General features: G+C 62.7%; 16 protein-coding genes, 1 tRNA gene and 1 riboswitch. Of the genes, 3 read left to right on the top strand and 14 right to left on the bottom strand.

Features of this window, described 5'->3' with window-relative positions; all coding sequences use genetic code 11:
- Positions 1–9 precede the first annotated feature (9 nt).
- The 3 genes from FA04_RS00780 to FA04_RS00770 all read right to left on the bottom strand — a co-directional run bounded on the left by FA04_RS00780 (position 10) and on the right by FA04_RS00770 (position 2,241).
- Positions 10–843: a transporter substrate-binding domain-containing protein gene (locus FA04_RS00780; RefSeq protein WP_034797152.1), complete on the bottom strand. Its 834-nt coding sequence runs from the start codon at positions 841–843 to the stop codon at positions 10–12.
- 144 nt (positions 844–987) lie between these two features.
- Positions 988–1,062, bottom strand: a tRNA-Gly gene (locus FA04_RS00775).
- Between the two features lie 81 nt (positions 1,063–1,143).
- Positions 1,144–2,241, bottom strand: a complete 1,098-nt coding sequence (locus FA04_RS00770) for a 2'-deoxycytidine 5'-triphosphate deaminase (protein ID WP_034797155.1) — start codon at positions 2,239–2,241, stop codon at positions 1,144–1,146.
- A 74-nt stretch (positions 2,242–2,315) separates the two neighbouring features.
- A riboswitch (SAM riboswitch) is annotated at positions 2,316–2,394 on the top strand.
- A 44-nt stretch (positions 2,395–2,438) separates the two neighbouring features.
- Here FA04_RS00770 and FA04_RS00765 point away from each other — a divergent pair.
- Positions 2,439–3,623 (top strand): O-succinylhomoserine sulfhydrylase, encoded by a 1,185-nt coding sequence (locus tag FA04_RS00765; RefSeq protein WP_034797156.1) that lies wholly within the window; start codon positions 2,439–2,441, stop codon positions 3,621–3,623.
- A gap of 55 nt (positions 3,624–3,678) precedes the next feature.
- Here FA04_RS00765 and FA04_RS34950 read toward each other — a convergent pair whose 3' ends face one another.
- Complete coding sequence (locus FA04_RS34950; protein ID WP_156552925.1) at positions 3,679–3,852, bottom strand: hypothetical protein; 174 nt, start codon at positions 3,850–3,852, stop codon at positions 3,679–3,681.
- On the opposite strand from FA04_RS34950, the gene apaG reads away from it, so the two are divergent.
- Entirely contained in the window at positions 3,851–4,243 is a 393-nt protein-coding gene (apaG, locus tag FA04_RS00760; RefSeq protein WP_034797159.1) for a Co2+/Mg2+ efflux protein ApaG, read from the top strand. The genes FA04_RS34950 and apaG overlap by 2 nt on opposite strands.
- A gap of 58 nt (positions 4,244–4,301) precedes the next feature.
- On the opposite strand, the gene FA04_RS00755 is transcribed toward apaG, so the two are convergent.
- From FA04_RS00755 to FA04_RS00745, 3 genes are all read right to left on the bottom strand, one after another.
- On the bottom strand, positions 4,302–5,291 hold the full coding sequence (locus tag FA04_RS00755; protein WP_034797161.1) for an Hsp33 family molecular chaperone: 990 nt from the start codon (positions 5,289–5,291) through the stop codon (positions 4,302–4,304).
- Between the two features lie 300 nt (positions 5,292–5,591).
- A complete protein-coding gene (argF, locus tag FA04_RS00750) occupies positions 5,592–6,509 on the bottom strand; it encodes an ornithine carbamoyltransferase (RefSeq protein WP_034797163.1) in 918 nt (305 codons plus the stop codon).
- A gap of 104 nt (positions 6,510–6,613) precedes the next feature.
- The gene (locus tag FA04_RS00745) at positions 6,614–7,813 is read right to left on the bottom strand and encodes an aspartate aminotransferase family protein (RefSeq protein ID WP_034797165.1); all 1,200 of its coding nucleotides are present in this window, start codon (positions 7,811–7,813) and stop codon (positions 6,614–6,616) included.
- Between the two features lie 421 nt (positions 7,814–8,234).
- Between FA04_RS00745 and FA04_RS00740 the strand changes: the two genes are divergently transcribed.
- Positions 8,235–8,756 carry a GcrA family cell cycle regulator gene (locus tag FA04_RS00740; RefSeq protein WP_034797167.1) on the top strand — a complete coding sequence of 174 codons (522 nt, stop codon included), beginning with the start codon at positions 8,235–8,237 and terminating at the stop codon, positions 8,754–8,756.
- A 69-nt stretch (positions 8,757–8,825) separates the two neighbouring features.
- Here the strand turns inward: FA04_RS00740 and phoB are convergent, their stop codons facing one another.
- The 7 genes from phoB to phoR all read right to left on the bottom strand — a co-directional run bounded on the left by phoB (position 8,826) and on the right by phoR (position 16,698).
- Positions 8,826–9,509: a phosphate regulon transcriptional regulator PhoB gene (gene phoB / locus FA04_RS00735; protein ID WP_034797168.1), complete on the bottom strand. Its 684-nt coding sequence runs from the start codon at positions 9,507–9,509 to the stop codon at positions 8,826–8,828.
- A gap of 202 nt (positions 9,510–9,711) precedes the next feature.
- Positions 9,712–10,425, bottom strand: a complete 714-nt coding sequence (gene phoU, locus FA04_RS00730; RefSeq protein WP_089043230.1) for a phosphate signaling complex protein PhoU — start codon at positions 10,423–10,425, stop codon at positions 9,712–9,714.
- 50 nt (positions 10,426–10,475) lie between these two features.
- Positions 10,476–11,291, bottom strand: a complete 816-nt coding sequence (pstB, locus tag FA04_RS00725) for a phosphate ABC transporter ATP-binding protein PstB (protein WP_034797173.1) — start codon at positions 11,289–11,291, stop codon at positions 10,476–10,478.
- A gap of 13 nt (positions 11,292–11,304) precedes the next feature.
- The gene (gene pstA / locus FA04_RS00720; protein WP_034797174.1) at positions 11,305–12,627 is read right to left on the bottom strand and encodes a phosphate ABC transporter permease PstA; all 1,323 of its coding nucleotides are present in this window, start codon (positions 12,625–12,627) and stop codon (positions 11,305–11,307) included.
- A complete protein-coding gene (gene pstC / locus FA04_RS00715) occupies positions 12,624–14,108 on the bottom strand; it encodes a phosphate ABC transporter permease subunit PstC (protein ID WP_034797175.1) in 1,485 nt (494 codons plus the stop codon). The genes pstA and pstC overlap by 4 nt, the downstream gene beginning before the upstream one ends.
- A 94-nt stretch (positions 14,109–14,202) precedes the next feature.
- Positions 14,203–15,237 carry a substrate-binding domain-containing protein gene (locus FA04_RS00710; protein WP_034797176.1) on the bottom strand — a complete coding sequence of 345 codons (1,035 nt, stop codon included), beginning with the start codon at positions 15,235–15,237 and terminating at the stop codon, positions 14,203–14,205.
- Between the two features lie 195 nt (positions 15,238–15,432).
- The gene (gene phoR, locus FA04_RS00705; protein ID WP_034797603.1) at positions 15,433–16,698 is read right to left on the bottom strand and encodes a phosphate regulon sensor histidine kinase PhoR; all 1,266 of its coding nucleotides are present in this window, start codon (positions 16,696–16,698) and stop codon (positions 15,433–15,435) included.
- Positions 16,699–16,907 lie beyond the last annotated feature (209 nt).

Below are 16,907 nucleotides of genomic sequence, written 5' to 3'. Positions count from 1 at the left end.
TTCTGGCGCCTAGTAGATTCCGTTCGGGAAGTAGCGCAGGTAGATTTCCTCCAAGCGGCCGCTGCGCGACAGCGCCAGCAGCGCGTGATCGATCGCCTGGGTCAGGGCAGGCTCGGACTTGCGGTTCATGATCGTCAGGCCTTCACCGAGGAAGCGCTGCGAGAAGTAGGCGCCATCGACAAGCGTGCAGCAGCCGCCAGCAGCGCTACCCGAGATCCAGAAGGACAGCTGCATGCCGTCGGAAAACACCGCCGGCACATCGCCCTTCTGCAGAGCCGTCAGCATGGCCTCGCGGTCGGGATAGACCTTGGCCTCGATCTTCGGGAAAAACGCCTTGAACATCGCCTCATGCGTGGTTCCGGCGACGACACCGACCGGCTTCCCCTTGAGATCGCTCGGTGCCGAGACTGCGCCGGCCGCCTTCGTATTGACGGCGAAGCGCGCTGGAAGCCGCATGAAGGCGCGGGAAAAGCCGAAGCGTTGGCGCAGTTCCGGACCGACGGCGATACCGGCGGCCACCGCCTCGCCCTGCCCCTCTTCCAGTGCCGGCAGCAGCTCCGCATAGGTCACGGCCTGGATCTGGCATTTGGCCTCGATGTCGAGCTCGCGGCAGATCTCGCGCACGAGATCGACATGAAATCCCGAAAGCTTGCCGGACTGGTCGATGAAGTTGAACGGCGGAAAATCCACCGTCGTCAAGAAACGCAGGCGCGCCAGGCCCGTGAGATCGGGCTTGGCGATGCGTTCGCGCGCGTCGAACAGCAGCGGCAGATCCTTAGCCTCGGCCGCAAGCGGCGTCGCGATCAAGGATGCGCAAAGGGCGAAAAGGGAAAGAACTTTCATGGGCAGCGGCCGGCACGTCTCATGTGGCAGGGGCGGCCCTTGGAACCGCGGTGATTCATCGAGCGGTAAAGTAACCGGCCGCAGCGCAGCTGACCATAGGCCACCACGAGAACGCGGTTACACAAGGAACGGGACGAGGAAGAATGGAGCGGGTGATCGGGATCGAACCGACGACATCCAGCTTGGGAAGCTGGCGTTCTACCGCTGAACTACACCCGCGGTGCCTGCGAAATTTCCCGAACCGGGGCGATCTGTCAAGCACCCTTGCGCGGGATTGCGTAAGGGGCGCTTCGAAATCCCCTACTCGGCGCGGAAATGCTTCGAGAGCTTCAGGCCCTGCGCCTGGTAGTTGGAGCCGACGCCGAGGCCATAGAGACCATCCGGCCGTTCCAGCATGTGTTCGTAGATCAGGCGGCCGACGATCTGGCCGTGTTCGAGGATGAACGGCACCTCGTGGCTGCGCACTTCGAGCACGGCCCGGCTGCCCGTGCCGCCGGCCGAGGCATGGCCGAAGCCCGGATCGAAGAAGCCGGCATAATGCACGCGAAACTCGCCGACCAGCGGATCGAACGGCGTCATCTCGGCCGCATAAAGCGGTGGAACATGCACCGCCTCCCGCGAGACGAGAATGTAGAACTCATCCGGATCGAGGATCAGTTCATCGCGGCCGCGGCTGTAGAGTGGCTCCCAGAAATCAAAGATCGCGTGCTGCGCTTTCTTGTCGACGTCGATGACGGCGGTGTGATGCTTGCCGCGATAGCCGATCAGGCCTTCGGGCCCGGTGCCCTTCAGATCGATCGACAGCGCGATGCCGCCGCCGCTGACGTTCGGCTTGTCGCTCGCCACCAGCACGTCGCTCTCGTGCAGCGCCTGCAGTTCCTGCTCCGACAGGATAGACTGGCCCATGCGGAAGCGGATCTGCGACAGGCGCGAGCCGCGGCGCACGACGATCGGGAAGGTGCGCGGGCTGATTTCGAGATAGAGCGGACCGCTGTAGCCGGTCGGGATCTTGTCGAATTCCTGGGCGCGATCGGTGATGACGCGGGTGAAGATGTCGAGGCGACCGGTCGAGCTTTTCGGGTTGGCCGAGGCCGACATGCCCTCAGGCAGTTCCAGGCTTTCCATCAGCGGCACGATGTAGACGCAGCCCGTTTCCAGCACCGCGCCATCGGTCAGATCGACGACGTGCAGCTTCAGCCGGTCGAGCTTGTCGGCAACGAGGTGAGACGGGCCTGGCATGAAGCTTGCGCGGACGCGGAAAGCCTTCGAGCCTAGGCGCAGGTCGAGGCTTGCCGGCTGGATCTGATCGTCATCCAGCGGCTTCTCGCTTTTGAGGCGTCCCGATTCTAACAGCGCGGCGATCGCGCGATCGGCCAAAATCCCAGTGTCGCGGCCCATTGCAGTCCTCTTTTCAGTTGCGAGACAAAACCAAACTCCGGGAATTGACGCAAGCGTACCCTGGCAGTATTGAAGCTTTATCCCGTGGTGATTTGGCCGGTCGGCTTGCAGCCACGTTAAACAAGTAGCTAAAAAGGCCGGGTGTCAAACCGGCCCTTCACGCGGCCGGTTTTTTTGTTTTTGAAAGTGACCGTCACATGAGCAAAAACTGGCGCCCCGCAACGCAACTGGTCCATGGCGGGACCACCCGTTCCCAGCACGGAGAGACCTCCGAGGCGATCTTCCTTACCCAGGGCTTTGTCTACGAGACGTCGGAAGCTGCGGAAGCTCGTTTCAAGGGCGAGACCGAAGGCTTCATCTACGCCCGCTACGGTAGCCCGACCAACGACATGTTTGAAAAGCGCATGTGCATGCTGGAAGGCGCCGAGGATGCGCGCGCCACGGCATCGGGCATGGCTGCCGTCACCGCCGCCATTCTCTGCCAGCTGAAGGCCGGCGACCACATCGTCGCCGCCCGCGCCCTCTTCGGCTCCTGCCGCTGGGTGGTCGAGACGCTGGCGCCGAAATACGGCATCGAGTGCACGCTGGTCGACGGACGCGACCTCGCCAACTGGGAAAAGGCGATCCAGAAGAACACCAAGGTCTTCTTCCTCGAAAGCCCGACCAACCCGACGCTCGAAGTCATCGACATTGCCGGCGTTGCCAAGCTCGCCAACCAGATCGGCGCCAAGGTCGTCGTCGACAACGTCTTTGCGACGCCGCTCTTCCAGAAGCCGCTGGAACTCGGCGCCCATATCGTCGTCTATTCCGCCACCAAGCATATCGACGGTCAGGGCCGTTGCCTCGGCGGTGTCGTGCTTTCCGACAAGGAATGGATCAACGAGCACCTGCACGACTACTTCCGCCACACCGGCCCGGCGATGTCGCCGTTCAACGCCTGGACGCTGCTGAAGGGCATCGAGACGCTGCCGCTACGCGTGCGTCAGCAGACGGAAACGGCCCGCCGCGTGGCCGACTTCCTGGCAGAACAGCCGCAGGTCGCCAAGGTCATCTATCCTGGCCGCAAGGATCATCCGCAGGCCGACATCATCGCCAAGCAGATGACCGGCGGATCGACGCTCGTCGCCTTCGAACTGAAGGGCGGCAAGGATGCAGCCTTCGCGCTGCAGAATGCGCTGGAGATCGTGCGCATCTCCAACAACCTCGGCGACAGCAAGAGCCTGATCACCCATCCGGGAACGACCACGCACAAGAACCTGACCGACGAGGCCCGCGAAGAGCTCGGCATTTCCGCCGGAACCGTGCGCTTCTCGGCCGGCATCGAGGACAGCGACGATGTGGTGGAAGATTTCGCCCGCGCGCTGAAGGCCGTGAAGGCCTGATTTTACGAAGACACGGCCGCCGTGATCAACGGCGGCCGACGCCCCTTGCCGGCCGTCACGAGATGGTTTCCGGCGGCGCGGCGCCAAGGTGCCAGGCACGTTTCACCCGCTCGATCGCGTCAGCACGGCCATCCGTCCCATCATGGGATCGCACAATCTTGCCGTTATTCTTGACGAAACCATCTTGCTGTAGAATACCCTGAAAGACCTGAAGCAAGGTGATGCCCATGTATCGCGCTTTGACCCGCGACATAGAAGTTACGGTGGAGCCGTACTATCTCGAAGAGCAGTCGGATCCCGATGACGGCCGCTATGTCTGGGGCTATCGCATCGTCATCTCAAACCACTCGGACGCATCCGTGCGGTTGATGACGCGCTACTGGCACATTACCGATGAGAACGGGCAAGTCGACGAGGTCAGCGGTCCGGGCGTCATCGGCGAGCAGCCGCTGCTCAATCCCGGCGATACCTATGAGTATTCGTCCGGATGCCCTCTGGATACGCCCTCAGGCGTCATGTTCGGCCACTACAGCATGGAATCGGAAGGCGGAGAGACCTTCAACGTTGCCATCCCCGCCTTCTCGCTCGATTCACCCGGGCTCGTGCGCACCCTGAACTGAAGCGCGTCCTTCGGACTAGCGTCGCTCTTAATCGCGGCCAGTCGACCGGAAGCGCCCGCTACTGCGGGCGCACCTCGCTTGCTTCGAAGCGATAGGTCGTCGAGCAGAACTCGCAGGTCACCTTGACTTCGCCATCGTCGATGGTGCTTTCGAGGTCGTCCGTGCTCAGATTGGACAACACCGACTGCAGCTTCTCGCGCGAGCAGCTGCAACGGTCGTAGACCGCCTGCGGTTCGTAGACGCGGACGCCGCGCTCGTGGAACAGGCGATAGAGCAACCGCTCGGTTCCGACCATCGGATCGGTCAACTCGTCCATGTCGATCGTTTCGACCATCACCTTGGCTTCGGCCCAGAGATCGTCGTCCCCGAACGCGCTTTCACCATCATCGCCATCACCGCCGGAAAGGTCGGGCTGGCGCATGCGTTCCGGCGCTTCCGGCAGGAACTGGGCGACCATGCCGCCGGCGCGCCAGCGATGGCGCGGCTTGCCGTTTTCGTCGCGATCGAGAAGCTCGGCCACGCCAAGGCGCACCTTGGTCGGGATCTGCTCCGACTGTCGGAAATAGACGCCGGCGATTTCTTCCAGCGTCGCTCCGTCGAGCGCAACGATCCCCTGGTAACGCTGGGTATGGGCGCCCTGGTCGATGGTGAAGGCGAGCACGCCCTTTCCGAGCAGCTCGTGCGAAAGGGTCCGGCCGTCCTTTTCGGCAGCGGCAAGCGCTTCCTGATCGTAGCGGGCATAGGCGCGCACGCGATCCGGCGTCGAGAAATCAGCGACCACCAGATCGACAGGGCCATCGCCCTGGGTCTGGACGATCAGCTTGCCTTCAAACTTCAGCGAGGTCCCGAGCAACACGGTGAGTACGACGGTTTCAGCAACCAGGCGCGCGACCGGAAGCGGATAGTTGTGGCGCTCGAGGATTGCGTCCAGCATGGGGCCGAGCTGCACGGCGCGGCCGCGCACGTCGAGGCCTTCCACCTGGAAAGGCACGACGTGATCGTCACCGGCAAAGTCGAACTCACCAAGCCCTGGCGTCATGTCAGTCATGTCTTGCTCCTTGCCTTCCGCCACCAAGCTGCACCAGAGATATTGCTATCCCCGCGCAACGTGCTCGCTGTCTCAGTTGATCCCGCGATAAACGGATTGTCCACCAGGTATGTGCCGCCGCCATAGCAACGCACCACCTCGACGGTTGCGCGCTCACTACTTTCAGGAGCGCCCGTATGCCGCCTAAATCGTGTCGCACGTGGACAATGTCAAGTGCGGTGAACACGCCCTATATGGCGCACGCTCGGCGGAGCGCACGGAAGCCTCTTCGCCGCCGTCGCGCGCGACCGGGCAGCCGGCTCAGACGAGCCCCATGCACCAGGCAATGACCGACTTCTGTGCGTGCAGCCGGTTTTCCGCCTCGTCGAAGACCACCGACTGCGGGCCGTCGATGACCTCGTCGGTGACCTCTTCGCCGCGGTGCGCCGGCAGGCAGTGCATGAACAGCGCATCGGAGGCCGCACGCTTCATCAGCGCTTCATTGACCTGGTAGGGCTGGAAGACGTTGTGCCCGCGGGCGCGATGTTCCTGGTTCATCGAGATCCAGGTGTCGGTCACGACGCAATTGGCGTCGGCGACGGCCTGTTCGGCGTCATGACACAAAAGGACCTCGCCGCCATTGTTGCGCGCCCAGTTCAGGAACTTGTCCTGCGGCTCGGACCCGAGCGGCACGGCCATGTTCATGCGGTATCCGAAGCGGGCAGAACCTTCGATCAGCGAATGCAGCACGTTATTGCCGTCGCCGGTCCAGGCAATCGTCTTGCCCTTTACCGGACCGCGATGCTCCTCGAAGGTCAGGATATCGGCCATGATCTGGCAGGGGTGCGTATCGTCGGTCAGGCCGTTGATGACCGGGACCGTCGCATGCTCGGCCAGTTCCAGAAGGCGGCGATGGTCGGTGGTGCGGATCATGATGGCGTCGACGTAACGCGAGAGCACCTTGGCCGTGTCGCCGATCGTCTCGGCGCGGCCGAGCTGCATTTCGGTGCCTGACAGAAACAGGGTTTCGCCGCCGAGCTGGCGCATGCCGACATCGAAGGAAACGCGGGTGCGGGTGGAGGGCTTTTCGAAGATCATCGCCAGCATCTTGCCGGCGAGCGGCTTCTCGGCAGTTCCGGCCTTGGTCGCCGCCTTTCGGACGCGCGCATCGTCGATGATCGTCCGGAGGTCGGCGGCCGTCATGGCCGAAAGATCGAGAAAATGTCTGGTGCCTGCCATCGTACTCGGTTCCTGTCTGAAAAATCGGTCCCTGGTGCGGCACGCTATCGACGTGCCCGCACGAAGGTCATTCTAACGCCTTAGTCGTCCCTGGGTCGCTACCTTCAGGCCGCGGCGTTGCCGCTTGCCTTGCGAACCGCCTCGGCGGCGCGTTCGATACGTGCGAGCCCCTCGCGCGCCTCTTCCGCCGTCACGGTCAGCGGCGGCAGCAGACGCAGCACATTTTCGCCCGCCGGCACGGCCAGGAGCTTTTCGGCGCGGATTTCCTTCAGCAGATCGGCCGAAGGGCCCTTCACCTTGATGCCCAGCATCAAACCGTCACCGCGGATGTCCTCGATGACATCAGGGAAGCGGTCCTTGAGCGACGCAAGGCCCTGGCGGAAGACCAGCGCGACATCGCGCACATGCGTCAGGAATCCGTCGGCCAGAACGACGTCGAGCACGGCGTTGCCGACGGCCATGGCCAGCGGGTTGCCGCCATATGTGGAGCCATGCGTGCCCGCCACCATACCAGATGCGGCTTCCTCAGTCGCGAGGCAGGCGCCGAACGGGAAGCCACCGCCGATACCCTTGGCGACCGCCATGATATCCGGACGGATATCCGCCCATTCATGGGCAAACAGCTTGCCGGTACGGCCGACGCCGGTCTGGACCTCGTCGAGGATCAAAAGCAGGCCGAACTCGTCGCAGAGCGCGCGCAGTTCCTGCATGAATTCCTTGGTCGCCGGACGGATGCCGCCCTCGCCCTGGATCGGCTCGATCAGGATCGCTGCGGTTTCCTCGGTGATCGCATTCTTGACCGCGGCGATGTCGCCGAACGGAACCTGGTAGAAGCCCGGCGCCTTCGGCCCGAAACCTTCGATGTATTTCTGCTGACCACCGGCGGCGATCGTCGCGATCGTGCGGCCGTGGAAGGCGCCTTCGAAGGTGATGACGTGGAACTTCTCCGGGTGGCCCTTGGAGAAGTGGTAACGCCGTGCCGTCTTGATGGCGCATTCCAGCGCTTCCGCGCCCGAATTGGTGAAGAAGACCTTGTCGGCAAAGGTCACCGCCGTCAGCCGGCGGCCGAGGCTTTCCTGGCCCGCAATTTCATAAAGGTTGGACAGGTGCCAGACCTTGTCGGCCTGCGCCTTCAGCGCTTCGACCAGGTGCGGGTGCGCGTGGCCGAGCGAGTTCACGGCAACGCCGGCACCGAAATCGAGATAACGCGTGCCGTCTTCGGCGATCAGCCAGGCGCCCTCTCCTCGCTCGAAACGCAACGGCGCGCGCATGTAGGTATCATAAAGCGGCGTGGTTGCAGTCATGCGAGGCTCTCCTTCACTCCAGATCGACATCGATCCCGCGCCTCACGCGGGCCGATAAAAATCAAAAATGCCGCCTTTCGGCGGCGCAGGCACTATTCCCATTTCGCGCTGCAATGTCAACAAAACCAAGCCTTGCAGCGCAACATCAAGGGTCGATTCCTGGCAGCAGAAAAATCGTCCGGGAGGGCTTGCAAAAATGCAACGCTGGCCGAGCAAGTTGGGGAAAACTACGAAATCGATTCGGCCTGATTCCCGGGACTCTTGCCACAGAGTCCAGCGGTCAGTACGTTAACATTCAATTACTAGACGCATGCGGCGGACCTAGTCACCAAAAGAGTTATCGCGTTTGCAACCCCGGGGTTTAGCCGGGGTGCGGTGAGGGATTCTGCCATCCCCAACGCTGAGAACGGAGAGTGCAGAAATGAACTGGACTGACGAGCGGGTGGAGAAACTGAAGAAGCTTTGGTCCGAGGGCCTGAGTGCAAGCCAGATCGCGGCACAGCTCGGCGGCGTCAGCCGTAACGCTGTCATCGGCAAGGTTCACCGCCTGAGCCTGCCAGGTCGCGCCAAGGCCGGCGGCAGCACCACGACGGCAGCCCGTCCGAAGCGCCCGACTTCGGCACCGCGCGCACCGAACTACGCTTCGCGCGTTTCGACCCGCCCGGTTGCACGCGCGGCCGGCGCTGTCGTTCTCAAGGAAGAAATCGAAGTCGATCTCGTTGCCGAGCAGGATTTCAGCACCCGCACCGACGTTGTCGTGCCGATGTCGCGCCGCCTCGAGCTGACCCAGCTCACCGAGCGCACCTGCAAGTGGCCGATCGGCGACCCGCTGAAGGAAGAGTTTCACTTCTGCGGCAACGATTCCCCGGAAGCCTCGCCTTACTGCACCTTCCATGCTCGGCTGGCCTACCAGCCGTCGGGGGAGCGCCGCAGGGCTCGCTAAGAAGCTGGACCGCATTGATAAAGGAAGGGGCCGATCGGCCCCTTTTTTTGTTGGCGACTTTCAGACCGCTCAGCTTTCGAGCGAATAGCCGGCGCCGCGAACGGTGCGGATGACGTCGGGCATGTTCGAGAAGTTCAGAGCCTTGCGCAGACGACCGACATGCACGTCGACGGTGCGCTCGTCGACATAGATGTCATGCCCCCAGACGCCATCCAGAAGCTGCGAGCGAGAGAAGACGCGGCCCGGCGAGGACATGAGGAACTCCAGAAGACGGAACTCGGTCGGGCCGAGGCGCACTTCGCGGCTGCGGCGATGAACGCGGTGGGTCTCGCGGTCGAGTTCGATGTCGCCGCAGCGAAGCAGCGTCGAGAGCACCTCGGGCTTTGCCCGGCGCAGCATCGCCTTGACGCGCGCCATCAGCTCCGGCGTCGAGAAGGGCTTGACCACGTAGTCGTCGGCACCCGTCGCCAGACCCCGGACGCGCTCGCTTTCCTCGCCTCGCGCCGTCAGCATGATGATCGGCAGACGTTCGGTCTCCGGACGCTGGCGCAGCCGACGGCAAAGTTCAATGCCGGAAACACCGGGCAGCATCCAGTCGAGGATAAGCAGGTCGGGCAGCCGCTCCTGAAGCCGGATCTCCGCCTCGTCGCCCCGCAGGATCGTATCGACGTCGAAGCCCTCGGCTTCCAGATTGTAACGCAGCAGAACGCTCAGCGCCTCTTCGTCTTCGACTACGGCGATTTTTGGCAACATCAGGTAACGTCTCCTTACCGCGGGCGGCCTTTGGGCTCATCGGCCCGGCCGGCGCTCAGACACTCTAAATCTGGAGCACATCCGCCGTTTTCAAAGGCGGGGCGAAAACCGCATGCTTCAGATACAGGAATTCGGGGCCGCGACCGAAGCCGCGACCGGATCAGATTTCAAAGGGCATGCATGCTTACGGCGCGCTTGGCGCTCAGTCGTTGACCGAGCCCAGCGTCGACGTGGTGTCATCCTTCGGACGCTCGCCTTCCGGCTGAGCACCCGTCGCCATGTAATAGATCGTCTCAGCGATATTGGTCGCGTGGTCGCCGATGCGCTCGATGTTCTTGGCGCAGAACAGAAGATGCGTGCAGGGCGTGATGTTGCGCGGATCTTCCATCATGTAGGTCAAGAGCTCACGGAACAGCGAGGTGTAGATCGCGTCGATCTCTTCGTCACGCTCGCGGATGCTGTTGGCCTTTTCCGGCGAGCGCGAGGCGTAGACGTCGAGCACTTCCTTGAGCTGGACGAGAGCGAGCTCTGCCAGATGCTCGAGGCCACGGGCGAGCTTGCGCGGAATGCCGGAGCCGGCGACCGCGATCACGCGCTTGGCGGTGTTCTTGCCGAGGTCGCCGACGCGTTCCAGATCGGAGGCGATGCGGATCGACCCCATGATCTCACGCAGGTCGGCGGCGACCGGCTGACGCTTGGCGATCGTGACGATCGCCTTCTCACCGATCTGGCGCTCGGCGTCGTCGAGGACGGTGTCGTCCGAGATCACCTTCTGTGCGAGAGCCAGATCGGAGTTGACCAGCGCGCGAACGGACTCGGCGACCATCTGTTCGGCGAGGCCGCCCATCTCCGAGATGCGGCGCGTCAGGTACTTCAGTTCTTCGTCATAGGCGGACATGATATGCATGGACATGATCGTCGATCCTTACGGGCGCTTTGCAGTTACTGTTGCAGCCTTATGCGGCCTCAGCCGAAGCGGCCCATGATGTAATCCTGGGTGCGCTGGTCATCCGGATTGGTGAACATCTTGTCGGTGTCGTTCTCCTCGACGAGATTGCCGAGGTGGAACATGGCGGTGCGCTGCGAAACGCGGGCGGCCTGCTGCATCGAGTGGGTCACGATGACGATCGTGAAGTTCGTGCGCAGCTCGTGGATCAGTTCCTCGACCTTGGCCGTCGCGATCGGATCGAGAGCCGAGCACGGCTCGTCCATGAGGATGACTTCCGGGCTCACGGCGACGGCACGCGCGATGCAGAGACGCTGCTGCTGACCACCGGAAAGGCCGGTGCCGGGCTCCTGCAGACGATCCTTTACCTCGTTCCACAGACCGGCCTTCTGCAGGCTGGTCTCGACCACCTCGTCAAAGTCGGCCTTGGTGCGGGCAAGTCCGTGAATCCGCGGGCCGTAGGCGACGTTGTCGTAGATCGACTTCGGGAACGGGTTCGGCTTCTGGAAGACCATGCCGACGCGGGCGCGCAGTTCGACGACGTCGATCGTCGGGTCGTAGATGTCGTCCTCGTCGAGCGTGATCTTGCCGGTGACGCGGCAGTTCTCGATCGTGTCGTTCATGCGGTTCAGCGTGCGCAGGAAGGTCGACTTGCCGCAACCCGAAGGACCGATCAGCGCCGTGACCGTGTTCTCGCGGATGTTGAGGTTGACGTCGAAAAGCGCACGCTTCTCGCCGTAATAGACCGACACATCCTTGCCGATCATCTTGTAGGGCACGGTGTTCATTTTCTGATCCAGAGCCTTCTCGACTGCTGCTTCTGACATGATGTTCATAGTAATTACCTCACTACCAGCGGCGCTCAAAGCGACGTCGCAACAGAATGGCTCCAAGGTTCATGACGACCAGGAAGATGAGAAGAATGATGATTGCGCCGGAGGTGCGCTCGACGAAGGCGCGTTCCGCCTCGTTGGCCCACATGTAGATCTGCACCGGCAGTGCCGTCGACGGTTCCATAGGCGAACCGGGAAAATCGACGACGAAGGCGACCATGCCGATCAGGAGCAGCGGCGCGGTTTCACCAAGCGCGTGGGCAAGACCGATGATGGTGCCGGTCAGGATGCCCGGCATCGCCAGCGGCAGCACGTGGTGGAAGATGGTCTGCATCTTCGACGCACCGAGACCGAGGGCCGCCGAGCGGATCGACGGCGGGACCGCCTTCAACGCCGCACGGGTGGCGATGATGATCGTCGGCAGGGTCATCAACGTCAGCACGAAGCCACCGACGACGGCTGCCGAGCGCGGCATGCCGGCGAAGTTGATGAAGACGGCGAGACCCAGGAGGCCGTAGACGATCGACGGAACGGCCGCGAGGTTGTTGATGTTGACCTCGATCAGGTCGGTCAGCCGGTTCTTCGGCGCAAACTCCTCGAGGTAGATCGAGGCGGCGACGCCGATCGGAAGCGACAGCACCAGCACGATCAGCATCATGTAGAGCGAACCGAGGGCCGCGACGCCGACGCCTGCCGCTTCGGGACGGCTGGAGGCGCCAAAGGTGAAGATGCCGGTGTTGAAGCTCTTCTTCAGGATGCCGGCGCTCGCCAGCTCGTTCATCCAGGTGACCTGCTGGTCCTTGACCTTGCGCTTGCCCTCATCGACCGAGAGATCGATCTGGCCCTTGAAGGCGGAGTCGATGTTGGCCTCGGCCAGCAGCGTGACGGGAACCGTCTTGCCGATGATCGACGGGTCCGCGGCGACCATGTCGCGCAGGAGCGTGCGGGAGCTCGCGGAAACCATGTCGGTCGCCTGCTTGACCTGCGGCCGCTTGGTGGCGTCGATGCCGAGCTGCTTGACGAGCGCGTCGCGCACCAACAGCGGATAGTTGGCGGTCATCAGCACCTTGCCGTCGGTCGCGCGTTCGCCTTTGGGGTCGATGACCTTTTCGGTGAATTCGATCGGCAGCGTAATCGTCGTCTGCTGGAATGCGGTGTAGCCGTTGGAAAAGACGGTCCACAACAGCAATGCCAGGAAGAAGAGACCGGTGCTGATCGCGGCCATGCCGTAGAAGCGGAACCGGCGTTCGGCAGCATAGCGACGCTTGATGCCGATATCGCGCTTGGCGGATGCGGGACGGGCGGAGATCCGGACGGTCGGGGAAGCGATGTCGGTCATTCGTACTGTTCCCGGTATTTGCGCACGATGTAGAGCGCGTAAATGTTGAGGCCGAGCGTGATGACGAAGAGCGTGATGCCCAGTGCGAAGGCCACCAGCGTCTGCGGCGAGGTGAACTCGAGGTCACCTGTCAGCTGGTTGACGATCTTAACGGTCACCGTCGTCATCGGCTCGAAGGGATTGATCTGCATGCGGGCCGCCACACCGGCTGCCAGCACCACGATCATGGTCTCGCCGACGGCGCGCGAGGCGGTGAGCAGCAGCGCGCCGACGATGCCCGGGAGGGCTGCCGGGAGGATGACCTTCTTGACCGTCTCCGAGCGGGTGGCGCCAAGGCCGAGCGAGCCGTCACGCAGTGCCCGCGGCACCTGGGTGATGATGTCGTCCGACAGCGACGACACGAATGGGATCAGCATGATGCCCATGACGATGCCCGCCGTCAGAACGCTCTGTGCCTGGATGAAGTTCTGGTAGTTGCCGGTCATGAGACCGTTCATCTGGGCGGAGATGTCACGCAGGAACGGGCCAACGGTCACCAGCGCAAAGAAACCGTAGACGATGGTCGGGATGCCGGCGAGCACTTCGAGCAGCGGCTTTGCGGTCGAACGCAGGCGCGGGCTTGCATATTCCGCCATGTAGATCGCCGCGAAGAGGCCGATCGGCACCGCAAACAGCATGGCGACGAAGGCGATGTAGAGCGTGCCGGCAAGAAGCGGGATGAGGCCGAACTGGCCCGAAGCGCCGCCGCTGCCGGCAGCGGCAAACCGCGGATCCCAGACCGTGCCGAAGAAGAACTCGAACGGCGAGACCATGGTGAAGAAGCGTCCGGCTTCCGACAGCATCGAGGCGACGATGCCGACCGTCGTCAGGATGGCGATGGAGGACGCGACGATCAGTGAGCCGAGAATGACCCGCTCGACCTGGTTGCGGGCGCGGAAGCGGGTCGCGACGTTGCGGATGGCGTAGACGCCGCCGGCAATCGCGATCAGCAGAACGGCGACCGTCATCAGCCAGCGGTTGGTCGCGGTCATCGCGTTGAAGTGCTTGGCGACGGTGACCATGTAGGGATCGCCTTCGCCAGCAAGGGCAACGCCCTTGGACGCGAGCGTCGCGCGAAGATTGGCGGAGCCGCTCTCAAGGGCTGCGAGTTCCTCGCCGCTCAGGCGCAGAAGGCCACCGGCAACGGATTTGACCTGACCGAGCGCGAGCTGCACGGCGGCAGGGCCCTGGCTCTGGACGGTATCCGGCAGGGCCGCGCGCGTGCTTCCGTCGATATAGACGGGAGCGGCGAACAGCCAGGTGCCGAGAACGAGTGCGGCCGGAAGCATCGCCCAGATGGCGACGTAGCTACCGTGATAGCCCGGCAGTGAATGCAGGTTGGAGAGCTTGCCGCCGGACTGCGCCAGCGAACGGGCGCGGCCTGCAAAATAAGCAATGAAACCAATAACAATAATGAGCAAAAGAAGGAGCGAAGTACTCATCCGCACGTCTCCCCGGCATCGCCCGTCATGGGTGCCGGCAAATCGAATGAAGGCATGCCCCGGCGCGAAGACATCGCGCCGGGGCTTGTCATTATCAGAGCATGTTGCCGGCAGAGAAAGCCTTGCGGATTTCTTCGCGCTCAGCGTCCGGAGCGGCAACGAGGCCGTATTCGGCGAGCGGGCTTTCCGGGCCGATCATCTGGTCGTCGAGGAAGAACTCAACATATTCCTTGAGGCCCGGGATAACGCCGAGATGTGCCTTCTTGACGTAGAAGTACAGCGGGCGGGAAACCGGGTACTCGCCGGAAGCGATCGTTTCGGTCGACGGTACGATGCCGTTGACGGTCGCGACCTTCAGCTTGTCGGCGTTGTTTTCGTAGAATGACAGGCCGAACACGCCGATGCCGTTCTTGTTGGCAGCGATACGGGCGAGCGTTTCGGTGTAGTCGCCGTCGATGTCGACAGCCAGGCCGTCCTTGCGGACTGCGACGCACTTGCTGTGCTGCTGCTTTTCATCGGCAACGGCAGCCTTGATCACGTCAACGGCGCCAGCGTTCTTGCAGCCTGCAGCGAGGATCTTCTCTTCGAAGACTTCGCGGGTGCCGTGCTTTTCGCCCGGGATGTAAGCGGCGATTTCGACGGCCGGCAGGGCGGCGTTGACTTCGGACCACTTCTTGTAGGGGTTGGCGACGATCTTGCCGTCGACGACGACTTCAGCAGCGAGCGCCTTGTAGAGGTCTTCCGGCTTCAGGGCGAGGTCGGCATTGCCGGCGTCGGTCGCAAAGACGATGCCGTCATAACCGATCTTCACTTCCTGGATTTCGGTGACGCCAGCGGCCTTGCAGGCCTCGACTTCGCTGTCCTTGATCTTGCGCGAGGAGTTGGCGATGTCGATGGTATCAGGGCCGACGCCCTTGCAGAATTCCTTCAGGCCAGCGGAGGAGCCGCCGGATTCGACCACCGGGGTCTTGAAGTCGGGGAACGTCTCGCCGAACGTCTCGGCGACGATTTTGGCGTAGGGAAGAACGGTCGAGGAGCCAGCGACCTGAACCTGATCGCGAGCGGCGGCTGCGCCGGCAAATGCGGCCGAAGCGACCAGCGCCGCGACAGTGAGTTTAAGAGCTTTCATAAAAGTTCTCCCGGAATGGGCTTGTGTTGGTGTGCGCCAAGCGTTGCAGCGCTCTTCGCCGTCTTATCGGCTGCCCCTAACTAGCTGCCGATGGCCACACCTTTTATGTCAGTTCGACGAAACATTTATGACAGCTCATGTCATTGAAAATGCTAATGAAAAATGAACACCCCCGGGTTTTCCCGCGCCAATATGTCAGAAGCGGACCGTAAAGGTCGTGCCTTTGCCGACCTCTGAATGGATGAGGAGCCGGGCACGATGCCGCGTGAGAATGTGCTTGGCGATGGCAAGGCCCAGGCCGGTGCCCTTCTTCGAGCGGCTGGCCTCGACATTGACCCGGTAAAACCGCTCGGTGATGCGCGGCACATGCTCGGCCGGAATGCCCGGGCCATAGTCCTTCACGACGACTTCGGCCTCGCCTCCCTCGCCGCCATGCAGGATTACGTCCACCTTCTTGCCTTCCTGGCCGTACTTGCACGCATTCTCGATCAGGTTCTCGAAGACCTCGATGAGTTCGTCGCGTTCGCCGCGGACGACCACGGGCTTGTCCGGCACCACGAGCGAGACGGTGACATCCAGATCCTTCGCCAGCGGCAGCAGGCTGTCGCGGACATGCCCGAGCAGCGGCGCCAGATCGACGGGGTCATCGGGGGCGATATGCGAGCGCAACTCCAGCCGCGACAGCGACAGCAGATCGTCGACAAGCCGGCTCATGCGCGTCGCCTGCTCGTGCATGATGCCGAAGAACTTTTCCTGCGCCTTCAGATCGTTGCGCGCCGGACCCTGGAGCGTCTCGATGAAGCCGCGCAAGGAGGCTAGCGGCGTGCGCAGCTCGTGGCTGGCATTGGCGACGAAGTCCGAGCGCATGCGGTCGATGCGGCGCGCCTGAGAGATGTCGCGATAGGTCAACAGGAAGATCCGCTTGACCGGCCCGTCGCCCGGAATTTCAGCCGGAGCGACCCGCACCACATAAACGGCGTCGGACGGCAACTGCTCGTTATGCTCGATCTGGTTCGCCTTGCCGGTCGCCATCGTCTCGCGGACCATGTCGAGGATGCCGGGCGAACGCACCCTTGCTGCAAGATAGGTGTTTGGCGGGATGGTGCCAAAGGCCTTCTCGGCAGCGATGTTCTGGAACACCACCGTCTCGTCGGCGGCAATCACCAGAACCGGCATGTCGAGCGCGTTCAGCGCGGGCACCAGCGGGTCGCTCGCCGGGCCGGCAGCGACCACCGCCTTGGCCGGGCTCAGAATAACCGAGGTTGGCGCGCTACGGTTGAGCAACGCGGCGACGAGAACGATCCAGAAGGGCAGGACAATGAGGAAATGAATACCCGCGACGGTCGCAAGGATCGCCAGGAGCACGGTGAGCCCCAGCAGCCAGCGCTCTGCTTTCAGCCGCGGAACCAGGTTCCGCCAGAACGCCTTCGAACCGTCCACCTCGACATCCTCATGAATCACTTTCTTTTCCTCCCGGACCAAAATGGTCGAGGAATAGCGATCCTTCATGACATGATTTTCACGACCGGCTTGAATCCGCAACGCAATTATGGCCTCCTCCAACGAAATCGGGTCGCGAGCGCCTTGTTTATCCGATGACAGGCGCAGGCCCGAAAGTTTGAAAACGCGCATGATCCTTCCGATGATCGAAGCCGGTTTTCGGGCCCGTG

Source organism: Ensifer adhaerens (assembly GCF_000697965.2).
Taxonomy (GTDB): domain Bacteria; phylum Pseudomonadota; class Alphaproteobacteria; order Rhizobiales; family Rhizobiaceae; genus Ensifer; species Ensifer adhaerens.
This window is presented reverse-complemented; position numbering and strand designations above follow the sequence as displayed.